This window comes from Kovacikia sp. CALU 1929 (assembly GCF_056784235.1).
Genome location: NZ_JBXBCF010000055.1, coordinates 77,971 through 96,372, shown reverse-complemented (window position 1 = coordinate 96,372; position 18,402 = coordinate 77,971). Strand labels below are relative to the sequence as shown.

At 48.8% G+C, this 18,402-nt stretch carries 18 protein-coding genes, 1 tRNA gene and 1 pseudogene; 13 read left to right on the top strand and 7 right to left on the bottom strand.

From position 1 onward, the window contains the following. Window positions 1-70: 70 nt before the first annotated feature. Window positions 71-271, top strand: a pseudogene (locus AC1S52_RS05635) (IS982 family transposase); the annotation flags it as partial. 289 nt (window positions 272-560) lie between these two features. On the opposite strand, the gene AC1S52_RS05630 reads toward AC1S52_RS05635, so the two are convergent. From AC1S52_RS05630 to AC1S52_RS05615, 4 genes are all read right to left on the bottom strand, one after another. Next, window positions 561-632, bottom strand: a tRNA-Thr gene (locus tag AC1S52_RS05630). Window positions 633-845: 213 nt separating this feature from the next. Then, window positions 846-1,541 carry a DUF305 domain-containing protein gene (locus AC1S52_RS05625; protein WP_482028029.1) on the bottom strand — a complete coding sequence of 232 codons (696 nt, stop codon included), beginning with the start codon at window positions 1,539-1,541 and terminating at the stop codon, window positions 846-848. A gap of 330 nt (window positions 1,542-1,871) precedes the next feature. Continuing rightward, on the bottom strand, window positions 1,872-2,801 hold the full coding sequence (locus AC1S52_RS05620) for an NmrA family NAD(P)-binding protein (RefSeq protein WP_482028028.1): 930 nt from the start codon (window positions 2,799-2,801) through the stop codon (window positions 1,872-1,874). A gap of 141 nt (window positions 2,802-2,942) precedes the next feature. Beyond that, the gene (locus AC1S52_RS05615; RefSeq protein ID WP_482028027.1) at window positions 2,943-4,409 is read right to left on the bottom strand and encodes a sensor histidine kinase; all 1,467 of its coding nucleotides are present in this window, start codon (window positions 4,407-4,409) and stop codon (window positions 2,943-2,945) included. Window positions 4,410-4,495: 86 nt separating this feature from the next. Between AC1S52_RS05615 and AC1S52_RS05610 the strand changes: the two genes are divergently transcribed. After that, window positions 4,496-5,200: a response regulator transcription factor gene (locus AC1S52_RS05610; RefSeq protein WP_482028026.1), complete on the top strand. Its 705-nt coding sequence runs from the start codon at window positions 4,496-4,498 to the stop codon at window positions 5,198-5,200. A gap of 166 nt (window positions 5,201-5,366) precedes the next feature. Here the strand turns inward: AC1S52_RS05610 and AC1S52_RS05605 are convergent, their stop codons facing one another. Both AC1S52_RS05605 and AC1S52_RS05600 read right to left on the bottom strand, forming a co-directional pair. After that, window positions 5,367-6,131 (bottom strand): ABC transporter permease, encoded by a 765-nt coding sequence (locus AC1S52_RS05605; protein WP_482028025.1) that lies wholly within the window; start codon window positions 6,129-6,131, stop codon window positions 5,367-5,369. A gap of 30 nt (window positions 6,132-6,161) precedes the next feature. Beyond that, complete coding sequence (locus AC1S52_RS05600; RefSeq protein WP_482028024.1) at window positions 6,162-7,229, bottom strand: NAD-binding protein; 1,068 nt, start codon at window positions 7,227-7,229, stop codon at window positions 6,162-6,164. Between the two features lie 57 nt (window positions 7,230-7,286). Between AC1S52_RS05600 and AC1S52_RS05595 the strand changes: the two genes are divergently transcribed. The 3 genes from AC1S52_RS05595 (at window position 7,287) to AC1S52_RS05585 (ending at window position 11,052) form a co-directional block, all read left to right on the top strand. Beyond that, the gene (locus AC1S52_RS05595; protein ID WP_482028023.1) at window positions 7,287-8,420 is read left to right on the top strand and encodes a DegT/DnrJ/EryC1/StrS family aminotransferase; all 1,134 of its coding nucleotides are present in this window, start codon (window positions 7,287-7,289) and stop codon (window positions 8,418-8,420) included. A gap of 356 nt (window positions 8,421-8,776) precedes the next feature. Continuing rightward, window positions 8,777-10,552, top strand: coding sequence for an ABC1 kinase family protein (locus tag AC1S52_RS05590; RefSeq protein ID WP_482028022.1), 1,776 nt, complete (start codon window positions 8,777-8,779; stop codon window positions 10,550-10,552). A gap of 134 nt (window positions 10,553-10,686) precedes the next feature. Next, window positions 10,687-11,052, top strand: a complete 366-nt coding sequence (locus AC1S52_RS05585) for a hypothetical protein (RefSeq protein WP_482028021.1) — start codon at window positions 10,687-10,689, stop codon at window positions 11,050-11,052. 135 nt (window positions 11,053-11,187) lie between these two features. On the opposite strand, the gene AC1S52_RS05580 is transcribed toward AC1S52_RS05585, so the two are convergent. Then, window positions 11,188-12,225, bottom strand: a complete 1,038-nt coding sequence (locus AC1S52_RS05580; protein WP_482028020.1) for a pentapeptide repeat-containing protein — start codon at window positions 12,223-12,225, stop codon at window positions 11,188-11,190. A 751-nt stretch (window positions 12,226-12,976) separates the two neighbouring features. Between AC1S52_RS05580 and AC1S52_RS05575 the strand changes: the two genes are divergently transcribed. From AC1S52_RS05575 to AC1S52_RS05540, 8 genes are all read left to right on the top strand, one after another. Beyond that, window positions 12,977-13,396 carry a Fur family transcriptional regulator gene (locus tag AC1S52_RS05575; RefSeq protein ID WP_482028019.1) on the top strand — a complete coding sequence of 140 codons (420 nt, stop codon included), beginning with the start codon at window positions 12,977-12,979 and terminating at the stop codon, window positions 13,394-13,396. After that, the gene (locus tag AC1S52_RS05570) at window positions 13,396-13,575 is read left to right on the top strand and encodes a hypothetical protein (RefSeq protein ID WP_482028018.1); all 180 of its coding nucleotides are present in this window, start codon (window positions 13,396-13,398) and stop codon (window positions 13,573-13,575) included. Before AC1S52_RS05575 ends, AC1S52_RS05570 begins: the two co-directional genes overlap by 1 nt. A gap of 60 nt (window positions 13,576-13,635) precedes the next feature. Further along, complete coding sequence (locus tag AC1S52_RS05565; protein ID WP_482028085.1) at window positions 13,636-14,013, top strand: GNAT family N-acetyltransferase; 378 nt, start codon at window positions 13,636-13,638, stop codon at window positions 14,011-14,013. Window positions 14,014-14,025: 12 nt separating this feature from the next. Beyond that, window positions 14,026-14,151 carry an aldehyde dehydrogenase family protein gene (locus AC1S52_RS05560; protein ID WP_482028084.1) on the top strand — a complete coding sequence of 42 codons (126 nt, stop codon included), beginning with the start codon at window positions 14,026-14,028 and terminating at the stop codon, window positions 14,149-14,151. 229 nt (window positions 14,152-14,380) lie between these two features. Beyond that, window positions 14,381-15,601: a hypothetical protein gene (locus AC1S52_RS05555; protein WP_482028017.1), complete on the top strand. Its 1,221-nt coding sequence runs from the start codon at window positions 14,381-14,383 to the stop codon at window positions 15,599-15,601. 321 nt (window positions 15,602-15,922) lie between these two features. Further along, window positions 15,923-16,315: a hypothetical protein gene (locus AC1S52_RS05550; protein ID WP_482028016.1), complete on the top strand. Its 393-nt coding sequence runs from the start codon at window positions 15,923-15,925 to the stop codon at window positions 16,313-16,315. Window positions 16,316-16,406: 91 nt separating this feature from the next. After that, window positions 16,407-16,838 carry a hypothetical protein gene (locus AC1S52_RS05545; protein ID WP_482028015.1) on the top strand — a complete coding sequence of 144 codons (432 nt, stop codon included), beginning with the start codon at window positions 16,407-16,409 and terminating at the stop codon, window positions 16,836-16,838. Further along, entirely contained in the window at window positions 16,835-18,307 is a 1,473-nt protein-coding gene (locus AC1S52_RS05540; protein ID WP_482028014.1) for a hypothetical protein, read from the top strand. Before AC1S52_RS05545 ends, AC1S52_RS05540 begins: the two co-directional genes overlap by 4 nt. The last annotated feature ends 95 nt before the right edge of the window (window positions 18,308-18,402 follow it).

Genomic DNA, 18,402 nt, shown 5'->3' with positions numbered 1-18,402 from the left:
TTAGAAGGGGTGGTGACAGGGAATCGAATAAAATCTCCCCAGAAGCTTGATCAGTTGGGGAGAAGAGAAAATGCTTACCGAGATTATAGCCATCTATGCCATCACCGACGATTTGCTCAAGGCGATAGGACATCAGGAAGACTGCCGGGTGCAAATGAGTGATGCAGAAGTGCTCACGACGGCATTGGTAGCCGCTCGATTTTTTAATGGTCATCATCACTTGGCTCAGTTCTACTGGAAAGAGCAAGGATTGGTCCCAAAGTGTCGCTCTACACCAGAGATGCGTGGGCTGAAAGAGAAAGTTTTAGAAGAGAAGGGGGAGAATGTGAGCAGTCGCAGTTAGCCTCCCAGAGATGGGTGGGCTGAGAACTGCATTCTTCTGTGACCTAAGATACTTGTATGTATGTAAAGGGTTGAAAGGAGCACTCGATTCGTAATCTACTTAAGATTACTAACTAAGTTGTTTAAATATCAACGACAAATTAAGTGCCCAAACTTCATCTAGACAAACAAAGTGTCGCCACGGACAAATAAAGTGTCGCTCTACATACATCTACAAAAGCCGATGGCGGGATTTGAACCCGCGACCGCTCGATTACGAATCGAGTGCTCTACCACTGAGCCACATCGGCATGACAATTGACTATTGTAGCAGGCTTACAGGGATCTCAGGAATATTTAGGAGCTTTCTCTCCAAGCAGGTTAGAAAGGATAGGCTTCGGTGTTGCTGATTCTGGGAATGAACCTAGAGTTGGTCGAGCCGCAATCTAGACAATGCATCACATTTCACTGGATTTCATCGCTCTGTTATGGCACGCCACTGTTTCACTGGAATTGCCTCCTGCCTATTCATACCAGGCTTTTCTCCACGCCCGCATCTGCTCAATCTCTGTCTGCTGAGAGGTAAGAATGGTTTGAGCCAGTTGCTTCATCTCTGGTCGGTCTGACTTCTTCAACAAATCGTTTGCCATTACCACAGCCCCTTCATGGTGCGGAATCATGGCATCGAGAAACCGCAAATCAAACTCTGCATCGGCTGGACCCAGATCCATCTGCATCATCATGCTTTTTCTCTGATCCGGTGACATTGCCATCATATGCCCCATCTCAGCGTGCCAAGCCATGGGCGTAGCTGGTGCTTTGGGATACCAGGCAGACCGCCACTGGTTCATTTGGACAATTTCTTTGTTTTGAGCCTGAATAATTGCTTCCGCCAATTGACGGATTTCTGGGCGTTTCGACTTTTGCAGTGCTTCTTCTGCCATTACTACAGCCCCTTCATGGTGCGGAATCATGGCATCGAGAAACCGCAAATCATAGTCTGCATCGGCTGGACCCAAATCCATGCCATGATTCATTCCCCCGTGATGCATCATGCCATCGGGTGCTTGTGCAGTTTCGGTATTGGTTGCAGCAGTCCCAGATACCGATGTTAAAGTACTTTGGGAAATGCTGGAGCAAGCAGCGAGTGAACCCGCGATCGCCGTGACTGTTCCCAAAACTAGCATCAAAAAACCCGTCTTCAATAAAGCCAATTTCATCACCATGCTTCCTATACCAATCAATTAGAAATGACTTCCCCATCTTGCAATCTCCAGCCAGCAGGAGTGTCAATGATGACAGCAAGATATAGCGTTTTTGAATCCAGTGAGGTACATGGATAGTCGTACAACCCTTAAGTCAAACAGATGAGATGTACCTCACCCAGAAAGGATACGCTATAGGCTTAGATAAACCCGAAGCTGTTCGATTGTAGCCGCAGATAGCTTCTAGCTTTCTACATAAATATGAAATCAGGATGAAATTAAGAACTCTGATTAACTGAATAAAACGACTGAAAGCGGTTCTGGGGAAATGATGAACTAAAATCCCTACAGGTTTTCGTAGGTCAGATCCGGTGTTGCCCAATGAGTTTCTTCCAAAAATTCTGGAAACGTGGTCAACAGTCCGGGAAACTCTTCCCGTAAATGCGCCACATCTGCCTGATAACCGGCATTGCGATACCACTGGATCAAGTCAAACAGCGGCTTGCGAAACAACAGCAGAAAGATCCAGGCAGGAATTTCTTTGTGAACCACCTGATTTCCCTGCGCGCTGGAAAATACCTCTGCCATCTGTTGGGGAGTCAACACATCTCCAGCCAGTTCGATCGCCCGTCCAATATAGCGATCGGAATGCTGCATCACATAAGCGGCAACACGCCCCATATCCTTCGTGGTAATCAGGTGTAAGAGCTTATTAGGCTGAACTGAAAATGGAAAAGAGCCTTTTAGAATGGATGGTCGCGTGTATTTTTTCCAAAACTCCTCCATAAACAGGCAAGCCCGCAGCATGGTCGTCGGCACTGCTTGCTGAAAGATTTGCTCAACCTGATACTTCTGCTCAATATGGGGAATTCCAGAATTGCGATCGGCTCCACCCGCCGAGTTGTAAACCAGATGCCGAATGGAGGCGCGTTGCGCTACATTTGCAACCCGCTTTGCCCGTTCAATTTCCTTGGGATCGGCTTTTGCCTCATCCCCTGCTGTGGCATGGCAATAAACCGCAGACACTCCCGCAAACGCAGCCTCCAGGGAAGACTCATCATCCAGATCCGCTTCCACCAGGGCGACATTTTCGTGATTTAATCTGGCAATGGCAGGGCGCGCCAGGTCAATTTTGCGAGTGGTTGCCCGCAGATTGGTGAGTCCCTGTTCCAGAAAGCCTTTAACAACCTGGCTGCCTGTCCCGCCAGTCACACCTATGAGCAGGACAGTACCAACGTTTGAACAAACATCCGGAGAATTAGAAGATGGTTGCATTGGGATACCTCTCCTATAAAGCAAACTTCAGAGCATAGTGGTTTCACTCCTACAAGGTACACGCTCTATCCCACATCTTTAGCCCACTGTGACGAGATGTACCTCCCTTGAACGCGATGGCGATCGCCACCATCACTTTAACTATCCATCTGGAGGAGATTGTGGAATGATCACGGTAAATTTAGTCCCAACTCCAACCTGACTGTCTAACAATATTTCACCTTGATGCAAATCGACACACCGTTGAACCAGTGCCAACCCCAACCCCGTCCCCATAATTCTGCCCACATTTTCGCCGCGACTGAAAGGACTGTAAAGTTTCGCCTGATCAGCTTCTGCAATGCCAATTCCTTCATCCTTAACCTGAAATCTTAGAAAGTCACGCTCGCAAATTAGTGTGAAATAAACAGGTTTTTCTGGTGGTGAGTATTTGATTGCATTGGATAACAAATTGCTCAGGATGGAATGCAGCAATTTTTCATCGACCCAAGCATGAGTGCAACTGCCCTGCTCAATAAATTTGATCGTCCGCTTCGACTCACTATAAATTTGAAAGTCTTCTACCAGATTTAGACAAAACGTTTGCATCTCGACTAAATCAGGTTTGAACTCTAGTTTGCCTGCCTCTGCCCTTGCTAAGGTGAGCACATCACTCAACATCCGAGTCATCGTTTTTGCCGATGTTTCAATGCGGTAAAGGTTTTTAAGTCTGATCGGTTCAACAACTTCTTTAATACTTTCCTCCAGCAACTGAGCAGACCCAATAATCAAACTCAGCGGTGTCCGAAACTCATGGGAAACCATTGAGAAAAACTGAAGCTTTAGCTCACTCAGCTCTTTCTCTTGCGCCAAAGCCTGTTGCAGTGCTTCTGCCTGCTGACGTTTCAAAAGCTGACGGTAAAGTAGGGCATAGACTCCCAGAAGCACAATAAATGTCAACAGAGTACCCAAAAGCTCAATCATCAGCCTGACCTGGTGGTTCTGGCGATATTGCTCAACCTGCGCTTCCAATAAATCTTCTTCTTCAGCAATCAATTCAGTAATGAGGCGGCGAACATCTTCCCGGATTTGTTTAATTTGAACTACCAGCGGGTCTTTCGTCGGTAGCTGTCCGGTCCGGTTCGTATAATACTGAATGGATTGTTGAAATAAATCTAATCGTTTGGCGACCAGAGACTCTAGCTGATCCAGGCGTTCTTGCTGACTGGGAGTATCCGTCAACGTTTGACGCAAGCGATTAATTTGAGGTTGGAGGTCTTTAACAGCAGCATTGTATCGCCTCAGCTCCTCTGGATCGCCAAATAGAATGTAACCTCGCCGCCCTGATTCTGCATCAATCAGTGTTGCCGAAATGCTGGTCAAGCTTTTGAGAATGGCATTGGTCTGCCGGACTCGCCTGACACTGTCCGCTAGCTGAATTGCATTTTGATAGGAAACGAAATTAACCGATCCCATCAACACCAGCACCAGACCAAATCCCGCGGTAATCCACTTCCCCTCACGGGTCCATTTGATTAAGGCTTGCGGTTTATACCGCTGTGATAGATCAGCGCTGTTGTCAATAGCACTGCTGATTGGGACAGGCTTAGGTGACTGAATGTTGTTCATCGGTGACAACAGATAATGCAACCAAAGTAACGGGCAAAGAATCCTTTAAGATCAAATCAAAATGCTGAACTGAGATCGGGTTTGCGATGCGTATTTTAGTGGTCGAAGATGATGTGCAGATTGCTGATATGTTGACGGAAGCACTAACCAATCGTCAATATATGGTTGATGTAGCGCAGGATGGAGAAATTGCCTGGGAATGGATTGAAACTTACGAGTACGCCCTGGTGCTGTTGGATATTACCCTACCAAAAATGAATGGTTTGCGGTTTTGCCAAAAGCTACGCAATTCCCACCAGGGATCGATGATACAAAATCACAACCCCTTTGTTCCTGTCCTCATGCTAACGGCTCGTGACACGATCGCCGACAAAATTGTTGGATTAGATGCCGGAGCAGATGCCTACATGGTCAAGCCCTTCGATCTGGAGGAACTGATGGCGCAAATTCGTGCTCTGCTGCGACGACGGGGTTCTTCTCCCCAAACAAAGCTGTGCTGGGGAGAGTTATGTCTGAAGCCCGACACCTACGAGGTTACCTACAATGACCAACCGCTGCATCTCACCCCCAAAGAATACGCCCTGCTGGAACTGCTGATTTCTAATGGTCGGCGCGTGTTAAGCAGACCGGGAATCATTGAACGGCTATGGTCTGTGGATGAATCGCCCACGGAAGAGGCTGTTAAGACTCACATCAGAACGTTACGCCAAAAACTTCGAGCAGTTGGTACGCCAGACGACTTGATTGAAACGGTGCATGGGTTAGGCTATCGGATGAAGCAGCTCGATTAAATCCCCCCAAATTCCTCCCAAATTCTTTACAAAATCCTGCCTTTTATTCAGTAAAGTAAAACTTATTAGCAGGGACTGTTCAGCAATTTTCCTGCAATTCATTTGCATATCCTCCGTACACACGTTCAAGCTCTGATCTAAAAAGATCAGGGCTTTTTCCCATACCTCACCACAAAATCAGTTGCTCTGCCTGGTTGAAAAACTTCTGGCAGATGCCCCAGGTGACCAGAGCAGTGGTTACCAGCGTCGCAAATGCCAGCATAAACATGATCAGCATTTGATAGGCGGCTGCCTGGAGCGGGTTGACCCCACTCAAGAGTTGCCCACTCATAATTCCAGGTAGGGTGACAATCCCGACCACCATCATGGTGTTGATAGTGGGGATTAAGCCTGCTTTGATCGACTCTCTGCGGTATTGAGCAACCGCTTGGTGCGGGGTAGCGCCCAGACTGAGATGGGTTTCAATTTCCAACTGACTGCTGTTGAGGGTGCTGACCAACCGCTCACCTGCCAGAGCGGCTCCATTCATGGCATTCCCCAACACAATGCCTGCTAACGGGATCACGTATTGTGGCTCATACCACACCTCTGGCTGAACGATCAGCAGATTCGTGTAAATCAGGGTCAGGAGGGTGCTGATCAGGATGGATCCGCCAACCAGAGGCAACAGTTGGGGAACCTTCTGGCTGATCCGATTGCGGGCAACGATGGTTGCGATCGCCAGCATCACCCCCAAAACCGCCAGCACCAGCCACGGACTGCGAATAGCAAACACCGCCGCCAGGATATAACCCACAACCAGCAGTTGAATCACCGTGCGTCCAGTAGCCACTGCCAGGCTCCATTCCAATCCCAGTCGCTGCCATGCCGAAAGCGCGATCGCGATCGCCATCATTCCCAACGCCCAGACCAGTTGAAGCGGAGTATCCATAATAAAGATAACGACTACACCAATCGACTGCTATACAATCCGTTCTACATTGCGAAACGCCATCACAATCAAGCAATCATCCGGGGACAGGCGCTCAAACTGACTGTGTTTCGGATTCAGCAGGATCTCACCATTGCCCCGTTTCACCCCAGTCAGCAGTAAGGGATTATCCGCATCGGATGCCCGACAATCACTGATCCATTGGCTCAATTCTGTAAAGGTCTTGCCATGAAGAGACTCGGGGTAATTACCCGGTTCAATGAAATAAAATTCATTCGAGTCATCCGAGTAGGTCAAAAGCTGTTGGTAAACAATAGACATATTCCTGAATATCGCACTCTGGGCAATAATTCCCGAACTATAGTCTCGTGCTGAAATCACCTCATCAACGCCAGCCTCCTTCAGATGGCGGTGGCGGTCTAATTTTACCAATTCCCCAACCACGTGAATGTCCTTCTGTCGCCCAGGGGTTTGCTCCAGATGCTTAATCGCCAATGCAATCAAGGCATTCTTCTCATCGGGTCCTTCCGTTTCTTCGTCCGCCAGCAGAATCACGGCTTTTGCCTGGGAAGCCTGAAACTTTTCCAGCGTCGCATGATGGGTCGGATCAGCCTGGACAAAGTAAACCTCATCCCGCTCCTCAAACTCACTGCTATCCTCGACAACTGACGCAGAAATAATCACAATATCCCTGGGTAGCCCCTTATTCGCCTCAAGCAATTGGTGCAAAACGGCGGGTGCCTTTTCATTCCAGTTGCAGATAATAATATGGTCGGTGAAATGCTTCAAAGCTTTCTCCTGCAAGAGCGCACGGGTCACAAAAAAGGATGAAATTTTACCGACGATCGCTCCAAAAGCAAAGGTGCCGAAGACTAAAAGTAGTAGTTGGAGTATCCGTCCCGTAATGGTTCGCGGCTTATCAGGATACTCACCCATCAAGGCGATGACTGCATTTTCGAGTATCTCCCAGGATGTTTGTTTAGAAGCGAACGCCCCTTCGCACCAGAGAAGCAAAGTGATAAGGAAAACTAATAGAAAACCGATCGCAATCCAGATGAATACTGATTTCAGACGACCCCGTTGGTTTTTCAGTACCATTCCATTTGGGTGCAAAATTTGATTCTATTAACTGAGAGTAACTTGTGGTGTAACTGAGTGAAGAAAATTCCACCGTTTGACCTGACCGAACAGTATAAAGTTCTTGCAGAAGAGATGAATGCTGCCGTATCAGAGGTGCTTGCCTCAGGCGGCTATATTGGTGGCTTACGGGTTGAGGGGTTTGAGCAGCAGTTTGGCAGCTATGTAGGCACCCACTATTGTGTTGCGTGCAATTCCGGTACCGATGCTTTGTACCTGGCACTGCGAGCACTGAACATCGGCGTTGGGGATGAGGTGATCACAACGCCCTTTACCTTTGTGGCAACCGCAGAAACGATTACGGCTGTCGGTGCCACCCCAATTTTTGTGGATATTGATGCCCAGACGTTTAATCTGAGTCTGGAGCAGGTAGAAGCGGCAATTACTGAGCGAACACGGGCAATTTTGCCGGTTCACCTGTTTGGGCTGCCGGTTGATATGACCCGCCTGATGGCGATCGCCCAGACTTATCATTTAGCAGTGGTGGAAGACTGTGCCCAGGCAACAGGAGCCGAATGGTCAGGGCAAAAGGTAGGCAGCATTGGGCATATCGGTTGCTTCAGCTTTTACCCAACTAAAAATCTGGGAGCCTGTGGCGATGGGGGAGCCATTACCACCCATGACCCAGAGATCGCAGACCGGATTCGCAAACTACGAGATCATGGCCGCACGGGCGGCTACTACTACGAAGAATTAGGGGTGAATAGCCGTCTTGATGCCGTTCAGGCTGCCATTTTGCAAATTAAACTGCGTTATCTGGATACCTGGAACGGCCGGCGCACAGCGATCGCTCAACGCTACCAGCAACTTTTAAGCCCCCTTCCTGGGATTATTTCACCCGCAGAGGTGGTCGGCGGCACCAGTGCCTGGAATCAATATACGATTCGAGTTTTAGCGCAGTCGGCTGAAACCAGTCCATCTTTCAGAGACACCATTCGCCAACAATTGCAGGAAAAGGGCATCCTTTCCATGATCTACTACCCGCTGCCGCTTCACCTGCAACCTGTCTACAGCCACTTGGGCTATCAGCCCGGTCAACTCCCGGTCGCAGACCAGGCATCCCGCCAGGTTCTTTCCCTCCCAATGTTTCCAGAGCTTTTACCTGAACAGCAGGATCAGGTCGTGTATTGCTTAAAAGATTGTCTGGTTTAAGCTGTTTCCCCACCCAGCCACCTGAGAATGCTGATGAAGTGAGAGTTTAGATCAAGTGAGAATTCTGACGGGAGAAAGCCCCTCGTTAACCAAAGGGCTTTGACGGCAAATTCATCAAATCATCTGCGATCGCAGATTCCGATACAAAAAATAACATTTGGCTTTTTGTTGGACGAAGTGTTTGTAGTTTTCTATACTATAGTTAAGTTAATGCAAAAGTTTTTTGCTTTTCTTGATAAAAGTAAGGAATCTGTTTTCATTAGCTTGTCTTTAAAGCTTGAGGGCTATGCTGGACCGAACCTGCCATTGGCAGTCCTGCCCCTCGGAATCGCAGCCCTGCCCTCATTCATCTGTATGTGAATGTTAGAGAGGTCAAGGTCAGCGTGGGTCAGCATCCCCTCAGTCATCTCAGGCGCTACGACGCAAGCGTTATTTCCCAGTACTACCAATATCGTCCCTGGAAGGCTATCTGGCGAACGCTTCAGATTCTTTTTTCCTTCCTTCACTTTTTCTTTGGCTTACAGTGGGATTCCTGGCAGCACCAGACAGAGCGTAATAAGTATAAACGAGCCACCCAGCTTCGTCAGACCTTAACCCATCTAGGTCCAACCTTTATCAAAGTTGGGCAGGCACTTTCCACCCGCCCAGACTTAATTCGTAAAGACTTTTTGGATGAACTGGTCAAACTTCAGGATCAGTTACCCCCCTTCCCCAATGACATTGCCTTTGGCATCATCGAGCGAGAGCTAGACCGCTCGGTAGATGAGGTCTATAAGCAGATTTCGCCCCATCCAGTGGCTGCCGCAAGTCTGGGACAGGTTTATCGTGCCCGCTTGTACAGCGGCGAAGAAGTTGCTGTCAAGGTTCAACGTCCCAATCTGTTACCTGTGATAACGCTGGATCTATACCTGATGCGCTGGGCGGCAAGTTGGATAGCTCCCTGGCTACCGCTGAATTTGGGACATAATTTGACTCTGGTTGTTGATGAGTTTGGGATCAAACTGTTTGAGGAAATTGACTACCTCAACGAAGCCCGTAATGCTGAGAAATTTGCCACTAACTTTCGTAATGACTCCACCGTTAAGGTTCCAGCCATCTACTGGCGGTATAGCAGTCAGCGAGTCTTAACCCTGGAATGGATTCATGGCTTTAAGTTGACGGATGTGGATAAGATTCGGGAAGTGGGGCTGGATAATGACGCTCTAATTGAAATTGGGGTAACTTCTGGTCTGCGACAGCTTTTGGAGTTCGGCTTCTTCCATGCCGATCCACACCCAGGCAATTTGTTTGCGATGGCACCCCACTGTAATGTGGATGGCACTCAGGGAGGGGCTGATCAGTTGAATGCTCAGATGGCATACATCGACTTTGGCATGATGGATCAGTTGGAAGAATCGGCTAAGGAAACCCTGGTTGATGCCGTCGTCCATTTGATTAATAAAGACTACTCAGAACTGGCAAGCGATTTTGTGAAACTGGGTTTTCTAACTCCCGATATTGATATTCGTCCCATTATTCCCGCTCTGGAAGACGTTCTAGGCGATGTGATGGGTAAAAACGTGCGGGACTTTAACTTCAAGACGATCACCGATCGCTTCTCGGAGTTGATGTACGACTACCCCTTCCGCCTGCCTGCCAAGTTTGCCCTGATTATTCGTTCCTTAGTGACCCAGGAAGGCTTGGCACTGACCTTGAATCCAGATTTCAAGATCGTAGATGTTGCCTATCCGTATATAGCGAAGCGCCTATTGACGGGTGAATCGCCTGCCCTACGGCGCAGGTTACTGGAAGTGTTGTTTAACGATGGTAAGTTCCAGTGGGAACGCCTGGAAAATCTGATTGCCATTGCTCGGACTGATCGAAAGTTTGACCTGTTACCCACCGCTCAACTCGGTATTCAGTTTCTCCTTTCGGATGAAGGCGGTTACCTGCGGCGGCAGCTATTGATTGCACTAACGGAAGACGATCGCCTGCATACCGCAGAGGTTCAACGCCTGTGGCACCTGATTAAGGACGATTTACAACCCTCTCGCCTATTCAATGCAGCGATTGGAGCCTTAGCCGGAATCTCCCCATCTGGCTCTTCAGCTTTGATCCCTTATGCCTTAACATTTATTAACAAGGATGCGTAGGGGGTGGAGAGGTAAGGTTTAGGTGATAGATGATAGGTGGTAGTGCCTTTATCACCTATAAATTTCAAAACTCTCAACTCTCAACTCTTTCTTCTCCTCCTCTCCATCTCTGTCCTCTTATCAAGGGTTTTCTGGTGTATAACGATCCGCCATACTTTCTTTTAGTTGCAGGTTTATTGATCAGTCTGGTTTGTGGTGCTGCGTTTGAAGCGGTGTTGAAACAATCTGTTCAGGATTGGCAGAAAAATCGCTCGACGCGATCGCTGGCAACCATACAGGGAACCCAGCTTTTGGTTCCGTTTTTGGGGATCTCACTGGGAATCTGTTTCTTTCTATCATCTGGGGTAGAAATATTTGGGTTCCCTACAAAACTGGCTTATGCCATTTCTGTGCCGCTCACCATTTTCATTGGTTGGTTGGTGTGGTGGCAGCTTGGCAAAATTTTGGTTCAGCTAGAGCAAGGTGGCTCTAAAGCTCTGGATCTGGACTCCTGGGGCTAGGGTGTTCCATTAGGAAAATTTTGAGGGTCTATGACCCGTCAAAATTTAGCCATCATTAACTTCTTGAATATTCACTATCTGTCAAATTTAATTTGACAGATCACTAAACAGATCACAAATAGATCCCCTGACTGTTCAATCGGGACCCCTGAGGGTCATGGTTTGCGGCAGAATGACCCAGTTCAGATGGGTGTGACTCACCTGACTTGCTCTCAAATCAGTCTCACTGAAGTCAGCCCCACGCACAATTGCCAGACTCAAATTGACCGATGAAAGCGTCACTTTGCGCAAATTGGCAGCGCTCAAATTCGCTCGATCCATCCTTGCCCAACTGAGATCTGCCTCTGTCAAATTTGCCCTGGTCAACTCAGCCTCTTCCAGATTTGCCCCTCTCAGGATTGCCAGAATTAGTTGAGCCTCAATTAGATTCGCCTGTTGCAGGTTTGCGCCCGTCAAATTGGCACGGCTCAGATTCGCATGGCTCAGGTTGGCTGCCTCCAGATTTGCTCCATTCAGATCGGCACGGCTTAAGTCTGCCTGCTTCAAGTTGGCATGTGCTAGTTCTGTCCGCTCAATGTGAGCATTCTGCAATCGCGATCGCACTAGCTGGGCGTGGATCAAACTGGCTCGACAAAGATTTGCTTCGGTCAGGTCTGCTCCATTTAAATTAGCCGCTATCAAATTTGCATGACTCAGATTTGCAGAGGATAATTGCGCTCCCTGGAGGTTGGCTTCATGCAGGTTCGCTCGAGACAGATTTGCCTCAGATAGGTTTGCGCCTCTTAGGGTAGCTCTCCACAGTGAAGCTCCACTCAAATCGGTATGAGTGATCGTGGCTTCCGCCAAATCAGCCCCACTCAATTTTGCCCCACTTAAACAGGCTCCCGTTAGATTGGTGCGTTGTAAAATGGCACCCGTTAAATCTACACCAATCAAATTGATCCCACTTAAATCTGCCTCAAACAAAAGCGCTTTCTTAAACGAGACTCCAGTTAAATCGACCTGATGTAAATTAGCACCTGTTAAATCGATGGTTTTGAAATCTCTTTCCCCTGCCGCATAGCGGAGAAGGAACTCCTGAGCATCCATTTCCCGTTCCTCGCCCTGTAGTCTAGCGATCGTAGCTCTGATAGCTATTAATATCGGTACCCGCTTCCCATACCACTCACTCACAACCTGCTGGAACTTCAACCTGAATGTCTTGAACCATTTGCAAAGCCACCTTAGCCATGATGGCTCCTCCTTTTAATCAATTGAGGCTTTAAACTGTCACTCAATGTTTCTTCTGGCATCTTTTAACTGGCTGCTGTCTAGCCTGTAGAGGTTACCAGATCAGAAGCAAGGGCGATCTTGGAAAAATTGGAATGATTAAGCGAGTGATTGGTAGAAATGGAAATGTAACTGAGTTGCGTGTTTTAATTCTGACGTAACTTTATGAAAAGGAAAAGGCTGATTTTAGATTTATTCATGCTTAATATAACTATGTCTTAATCTGCGTGTTTGCTATCCTATCAGTGGTCTGTCAAGAATTATTTTGTGGGTTGAAAATCCCAAAATAATCACCCCTTCCCGATCCTAAACTCACAAACACAAAGTTGACAAACCATTAGGGATTAATGGCACTGACTTAAAACAAAGCCCTACTTACCTTGTTCTCCAGGCTCAGCCTGGGAACACTGGCTGAGAGGCTCTGCCTCTATCAGCGCTAGAGGCAGAGCCTTGGAACGAGAGGGAGGATGATGGGAATGTGCGGTCACTCGTATGTTTCCGCTTATTTCAGTGCCATTGCACTAGGAATTATGGGAAAGGATCTGAAGGGAATTCTTTCTTACGCAGTCGCTCAATCCTACAAATGATTTAGGACTGCTATAGGATGGAAAGAGAGCGTTCATTTGTTGAGTGGACGCTCTCCAAGTACTTAACTATGGCTCTGCATTTTCAGTCTTTTGAGGATGCCCTGGAGTTTTGTCAAGACCAGGGAATGCGCTTAACTAAGCAGCGCCAATTAATCTTGAAACTACTTTGGGAAACTGGCGAACATCTGCCTGCCAGTGCTATTTACGAGCGTCTGCGCCAGCAGGGGCACCAGATTGGACATACTTCGGTTTATCAAAATGTTGATGCCTTGACAAAGGCTGGGGTGATTGAGCGGGTTGAAAGAGCTGAAGGTTGTCTTTACAGCCGTCCTACCTATTTTCACTTTCACGTCCATTGCTTGGATGACGATCGCATCATTGATGTGCAGATTACTTTACCGTCGGACATTATTGCGGCGATCGAAGACCAGGTTGGCTTTAAAGTGCAAGATTATCATGTGGAATTTTTTACTCACAAAGCTGAGTAATGGCACTAGAAATCACAACTGCAAGACTTCAATTACGTCCATTAAAGCTAGAGTCTATTACAGAAGTACATGGTTTATGGACTGATGCAGACATACGCAGGTATTTATGGGATGACGAAATTATTTCCCTGGAATTGACGGCAGCAATTGTGCATATAGCGATCCTGTTTGGATTGTGAAAGGACTTTCCCGTCAGGGAAAGACTTTCACAACTCTTCTTTTTTACAAATGATTTAGGACTGCTATATAGCAGTTTTGAATGTTTTAACCAGCAAGGTTTTGGTCAGTGGGGCATTTATTTGCATGGGTGCAATGAGCTAATCGGTTTTTCTGGCTTCCGCTTTATCGACGATAGTATTGAGATTGAGATTCTCTATGGTCTTGCATCCAGATATTGGGGACAGGGTTTAGCAACGGAAGCAGCGATCGCCCTCCTTCACTACGGCTTTGAAGTCTGTCAATTTCAGCAGGTATTTGCTGGAGTCAATCCACCGAATGTGGCATCTCTGCGGGTTGCTGAAAGGATAGAGATGAAATATCATCGCTCTTTACAAACCCCTTCAGGCGCAGTTTGCTTTTACATGATTGAACGTGAAGAATTTTTGTCAAAGCGCTAGTAGACTGCCAACATCGGGCACAGCGTTCACCTGGAGTACCCTTTTGGTGGGGTTAAACGCAGTGGGATCGGTCGGGAATTAGGTCTGGCAGCCCTTGACCTCTACAGTGAACTAAAAAGCGTGTTTATCGCCGAGTAGGAAATTCACCCAATTAAAAATTGCCTCATATGGAGGGTGGGACAACTTTTAGATCCCGGTTTCTGGCAGGATGATTGGGTTGCCAGGACTAAAGTTAGAAGATTGGGCAATCAAGGGGTTGCAAACGGCTGATTTAGCAGTACAATCGTACTATTCCTTCTTTTGGGTGATGCTCCTGCTACCTACATTGAGCTATCCCTCTGTCAGAATAGCCGGTTACCCCCCAGCCATGAAAGAACTTCAAGCTCGAATTCAAGCCATCCGTACCCTCCAAACTGAAATGAATCTTGCCAGACAGCCCGATTCTGAACTGCTCAGCCTGGATGAGCCAGAAATTCGGAATCAGGCGAAGCTGGTAGAAATGCCAGAGAGGGTTCTGGAAGAAAAGCCAGTGACGCGATCGCGGCGTAAATCCCAAACTTCCTCAAAGCGTAAAGCTTCGGCTTCAGCCGCCCAGCAAAAGGCTCCCGTTCCCTTCCGCCAGTTGCGTGAGAACCAGGAACCCCTTCCGCCATTTGCCGATGACCTGAAACGGTTAGAGGCTCAGGCAGAACGAATTAATCAGGTTTTGGCTGAACGCTCCCAAAATTCAGTTAGCCTTGAGCAACTTGAGGGGGCAGATGAGGGCGGAAACGGGGATGTAGCCATCAACCCACCCGTGCCGGCGCAACCCCCGAAAAAATCCTCTGGGCGATCGCCTTCAGCCCGCAAGAAGACAGCAAAAGGGACAAAGCAGACACAACCATCCGATGACGAGGGGGAGGTTTCACCGATGTCGGCACTCGAAGATGAAGAGGCAGATCACCTGAAAGCACAGGCAGAACGAATTAATCGCCTATTGGCAGAACTCGAAGAAACGATCCGGGAAGCGGGAACGATGGCGGGAGAGTCCCGCCACAAAATCGGGGTTTCAGAGTCAGTCCTGGATGAGCGCAAAAGGCAAGCACAAGGCGATCGCAAACCGCCACCACCATCCCAAACCTTTTATGAATCGCAACCCCCAGTCTATGCCCAGGGAAATCTGAAAAAAGCAGTGCAGGAAGCTGCCCAAACTGCCCAGGCTTTGCGATACCTTTCCCATCGCGACTATCCCGATCAATTGGATACAATCTCATCCCAGAATTTTACCCGTAGCCGTCTACCTTCCCCCCACCGCCCCCCAATCAAACGCCTGGGACTGCGTCTGCGAGGACTGTTCCAGGTTCCACGTAAGCCATTAGACAGGTTGGGAGATGCCTTTTTGTGGATTGTGATCGCAGCGGTGCTCCGGGTGGGTTCACGGTTTCTGATCATGACCTACCCTGCTTACACCCCCCTGATCATGATTCTGATGTTGGCTCCTGCGGCTGGTGCTGTTTACCTGGCACTTTTTGTCCCCAGAGCCGGGTTTGTCTCGGTTTACCGTCTGTTTCTCATCATGGTAGGGCTACTCCTGGGCGGAAAGCTTTGAGGCGATTTCCGCAAGAGAAATTACAGCGAGTAAAGTAGGTTTCAAGTTTCAGGTTTCAGCTAGCTAATTAGCTGAGAATCAAGGGTCGTAAGGACTCAACACCCTAACACCTGTTCTGTAGCTCTACTACCAACAGCATGGCTTACAGTGCCTGTGGGGATGCTATGGGCTAAACCCAATCTGCCAAGGAGAGCTGATTTCTAACCTGAAAATTTTCCTAAAAGTCGCTGTCAACCAACAATTAACAGCCAACAACTCATAACCAACAACCACTGACCCAACACCCACCACCTTCTACATCCTTAAACCCTGGAGGAACCAATGGACAATCGGAAATTTTATAGTGCCATTCCTAAGCAGATTGTGGCGGGTGGCTCGGCATTGCTGGCAGTGGCTCTGCTGATGGATTTTCATGTCCTGCCATCTTTGGGTAGTCGAAAAAATGATGGAGAAGCCTGTCAGCGGGTAGTGCAGTCCCAGGCAAAGCTATCGAGATCTCAGTTGGCGCGGTTGTTAACCATTCCGGAGGGCGATCGCAAACAGAAGGTCAGGGAAATTCTGAAAGATCCCTACTGTGAATTATCTAATTTGCAAATTCGGGCAGGTGCCCCTGCGCAGCGAGAAGCATACCCAATGGAGTTTGACCCGCAGACCTGGTTGGTCATTCTCTACGAAGGAGAGCAGTATGCGGGATACAGAATCAATGCTCGCTAAGGATTTCAAATTTAATAAAATCCATCCTTGCATCCCTGGAAGTGTTTGCGTCCAGCGGAGTCTGGATTCAGTATTTGGGAATAGAACCAGAATGGTTCTGTTGATTGCCATCTGGTTGCTCCCCCTGGGTTGTAGTCGTCCTACTCCTGAACCGCCCATTACCCTCAAGCTCTATCAGTCCTGGGAATTGCAACCTGGTGACAGTATTGGTGGGCGACAGATTTTGGGCGGCTTAGGCGACATTTCGATCGCCCTGGATGGCGGCAATGCCTACGCCCCTTTCAATGGCAAAACCCAGCTTGATAAAGGAAATTGTCTAATTTTCTCCAGTCCTGAGGTTCCAGCCTATTTGTTTCGTCTGTGTGGGCTGGATAGCCCCCGCCTCGGCACTGTTAACCAGGGGGACGCCTTGGGCAGAGGGCGATCGCTTCAGTTCGCTGCCCTCCGTAAACAGCCGAATGGCACCTGGGCGATCGTGGAACCTGCCAAAGAAATTCTTGAACGAACCCTAACTCAATCATGAATGTCTCTTCCAAAGCTGTCTCTTCCCAAGTTGTTGCTTCTTCGGCAGTTTCTACCCAACCCAACCCTTCCCAAACTGAATTGGACACACAATCGCCCGTCAAACCCCACCGGGAAGTATTTGGCAAGCCTCCCTCCGCTCAAAAGAAGCGACAGCTAGAGGCGGCTTTGCCACCCGGAGCTTTAGTCATTGTGGATGAGGTGATCACGACCCATCAGGGGAGAACCTATGGGGCGCTATTCTCTGAGCCTATCCCAGAACCCCTCAACCTGGTACTAGAGCCTTCCACCCCAATCAAGTCCTGGAAGCTTTGGGCGCATGGTCTGTTTACTACCCTGAGTCTGTTTGCCGTTTGCCTGGGACTTACCCCCCCTGCTTTTGCCACGAACAGCTTTGGGGCGATCGATTTCTCTCCGCCCACGAATGTTCCTTCGGGTGAGGATAGTTCCTATCCCCCGCCCAGTCCAGAATTCTCCCCCGAACCCGCCCCAGAATTCCCCGTTGAACCTGCACCCGAAACCCCTCAAGTACCTGAATTAGCTCAGGCGGAACAACTTCCTAGAGCGGCGGATTCCTTTCCCCAGGCAGATTCTCCTACCACCTCTGCCCCATCCCCCTTTATCTTCCCGGATCCGCTGCCTGCTGAACCAGCACCTCCTCCGGAAGCTGCCCCCGCCAACCGTTCGCCGGATATTCTTAGTTTTTCGCCTTTCGCCGCTCCCCCCAACCCTGCTCCCGCTCCCGCAACTCCCAACCCTGCAACCACTCCACCCGCTCCTTCTACCCCCAGTGCTCCCAAAGCCTCTCCCCTTGGTGACATCTTTATAGGGGGGGCAGAATCTCTGGTTGCCCGCACTGTGGGTCATGCCGAAGGGACACGCAATCCAGATGGCAGCAAAACTCGTGCCTTTCAGGGGCATTCCGATCCTGGTAATGGAGTTTGGAACCTGGGTAGTTTTTCGTTTCAGCACTGTCGAGAATATGGTTGTTCAACTGCTGAACAAGCAGATGTTCACCAACTAAATCGGTTAAGGGGGCAAACCGAAAAACTGCGTCAGCGAATGGCTGCTTTAGGGATTGAAATGTCGCTTTTGGAAGAGTTAAACGGAATTGACCTGGCAAACCAGGCTCCCCTTGCCGCCCTGGGACAACCCGGCTATCCGGAGTGGCTAAAGAAAGCCCGTGATCAAGGATTGCGGGGAGAAGAAGCCATTCTGTGGGCACGAGTCAGTTCCTACTGGGATCCTAGCCGGAATGGTTGGAATGCTCCTGGTCTGGGTAATACGGAGTCCCGGATTGAACATGACCAGAACCGCAGGCTAACCGCGATCGCCCGTGCCCTGGATATCTATCAACAACAGGTTGCCGCAGGCAAAATTCCCCATGCCCAGCCAGGACAAAAGGTTGCTGCCGCGTTACCCCAGGAACAGACGGTTAACAGCATCATTTTTCAGGATCTGGTGAATTAAGAGTAAGAGCGGAGAGGAGATTCGGGGGGCGGGGGCGGGGTAGTAGTTTTTGGTTGTTAGTTGTTAGTTATTAGTAAAGATCAACTAACCACTAA

Coding starts and splice junctions, on each gene's coding strand:
- AC1S52_RS05545 (WP_482028015.1), top strand. CDS start 16,407: ATGGTTCTGTTGATTGCCATCTGGTTGCTCCCCCTGGGTTGTAGTCGT.
- AC1S52_RS05610 (WP_482028026.1), top strand. CDS start 4,496: ATGCGTATTTTAGTGGTCGAAGATGATGTGCAGATTGCTGATATGTTG.
- AC1S52_RS05570 (WP_482028018.1), top strand. CDS start 13,396: ATGGCACTAGAAATCACAACTGCAAGACTTCAATTACGTCCATTAAAG.
- AC1S52_RS05575 (WP_482028019.1), top strand. CDS start 12,977: ATGGCTCTGCATTTTCAGTCTTTTGAGGATGCCCTGGAGTTTTGTCAA.
- AC1S52_RS05550 (WP_482028016.1), top strand. CDS start 15,923: ATGGACAATCGGAAATTTTATAGTGCCATTCCTAAGCAGATTGTGGCG.
- AC1S52_RS05555 (WP_482028017.1), top strand. CDS start 14,381: ATGAAAGAACTTCAAGCTCGAATTCAAGCCATCCGTACCCTCCAAACT.
- AC1S52_RS05615 (WP_482028027.1), bottom strand. CDS start 4,409: ATGAACAACATTCAGTCACCTAAGCCTGTCCCAATCAGCAGTGCTATT.
- AC1S52_RS05620 (WP_482028028.1), bottom strand. CDS start 2,801: ATGCAACCATCTTCTAATTCTCCGGATGTTTGTTCAAACGTTGGTACT.
- AC1S52_RS05625 (WP_482028029.1), bottom strand. CDS start 1,541: ATGAAATTGGCTTTATTGAAGACGGGTTTTTTGATGCTAGTTTTGGGA.
- AC1S52_RS05605 (WP_482028025.1), bottom strand. CDS start 6,131: ATGGATACTCCGCTTCAACTGGTCTGGGCGTTGGGAATGATGGCGATC.
- AC1S52_RS05600 (WP_482028024.1), bottom strand. CDS start 7,229: ATGGTACTGAAAAACCAACGGGGTCGTCTGAAATCAGTATTCATCTGG.
- AC1S52_RS05540 (WP_482028014.1), top strand. CDS start 16,835: ATGAATGTCTCTTCCAAAGCTGTCTCTTCCCAAGTTGTTGCTTCTTCG.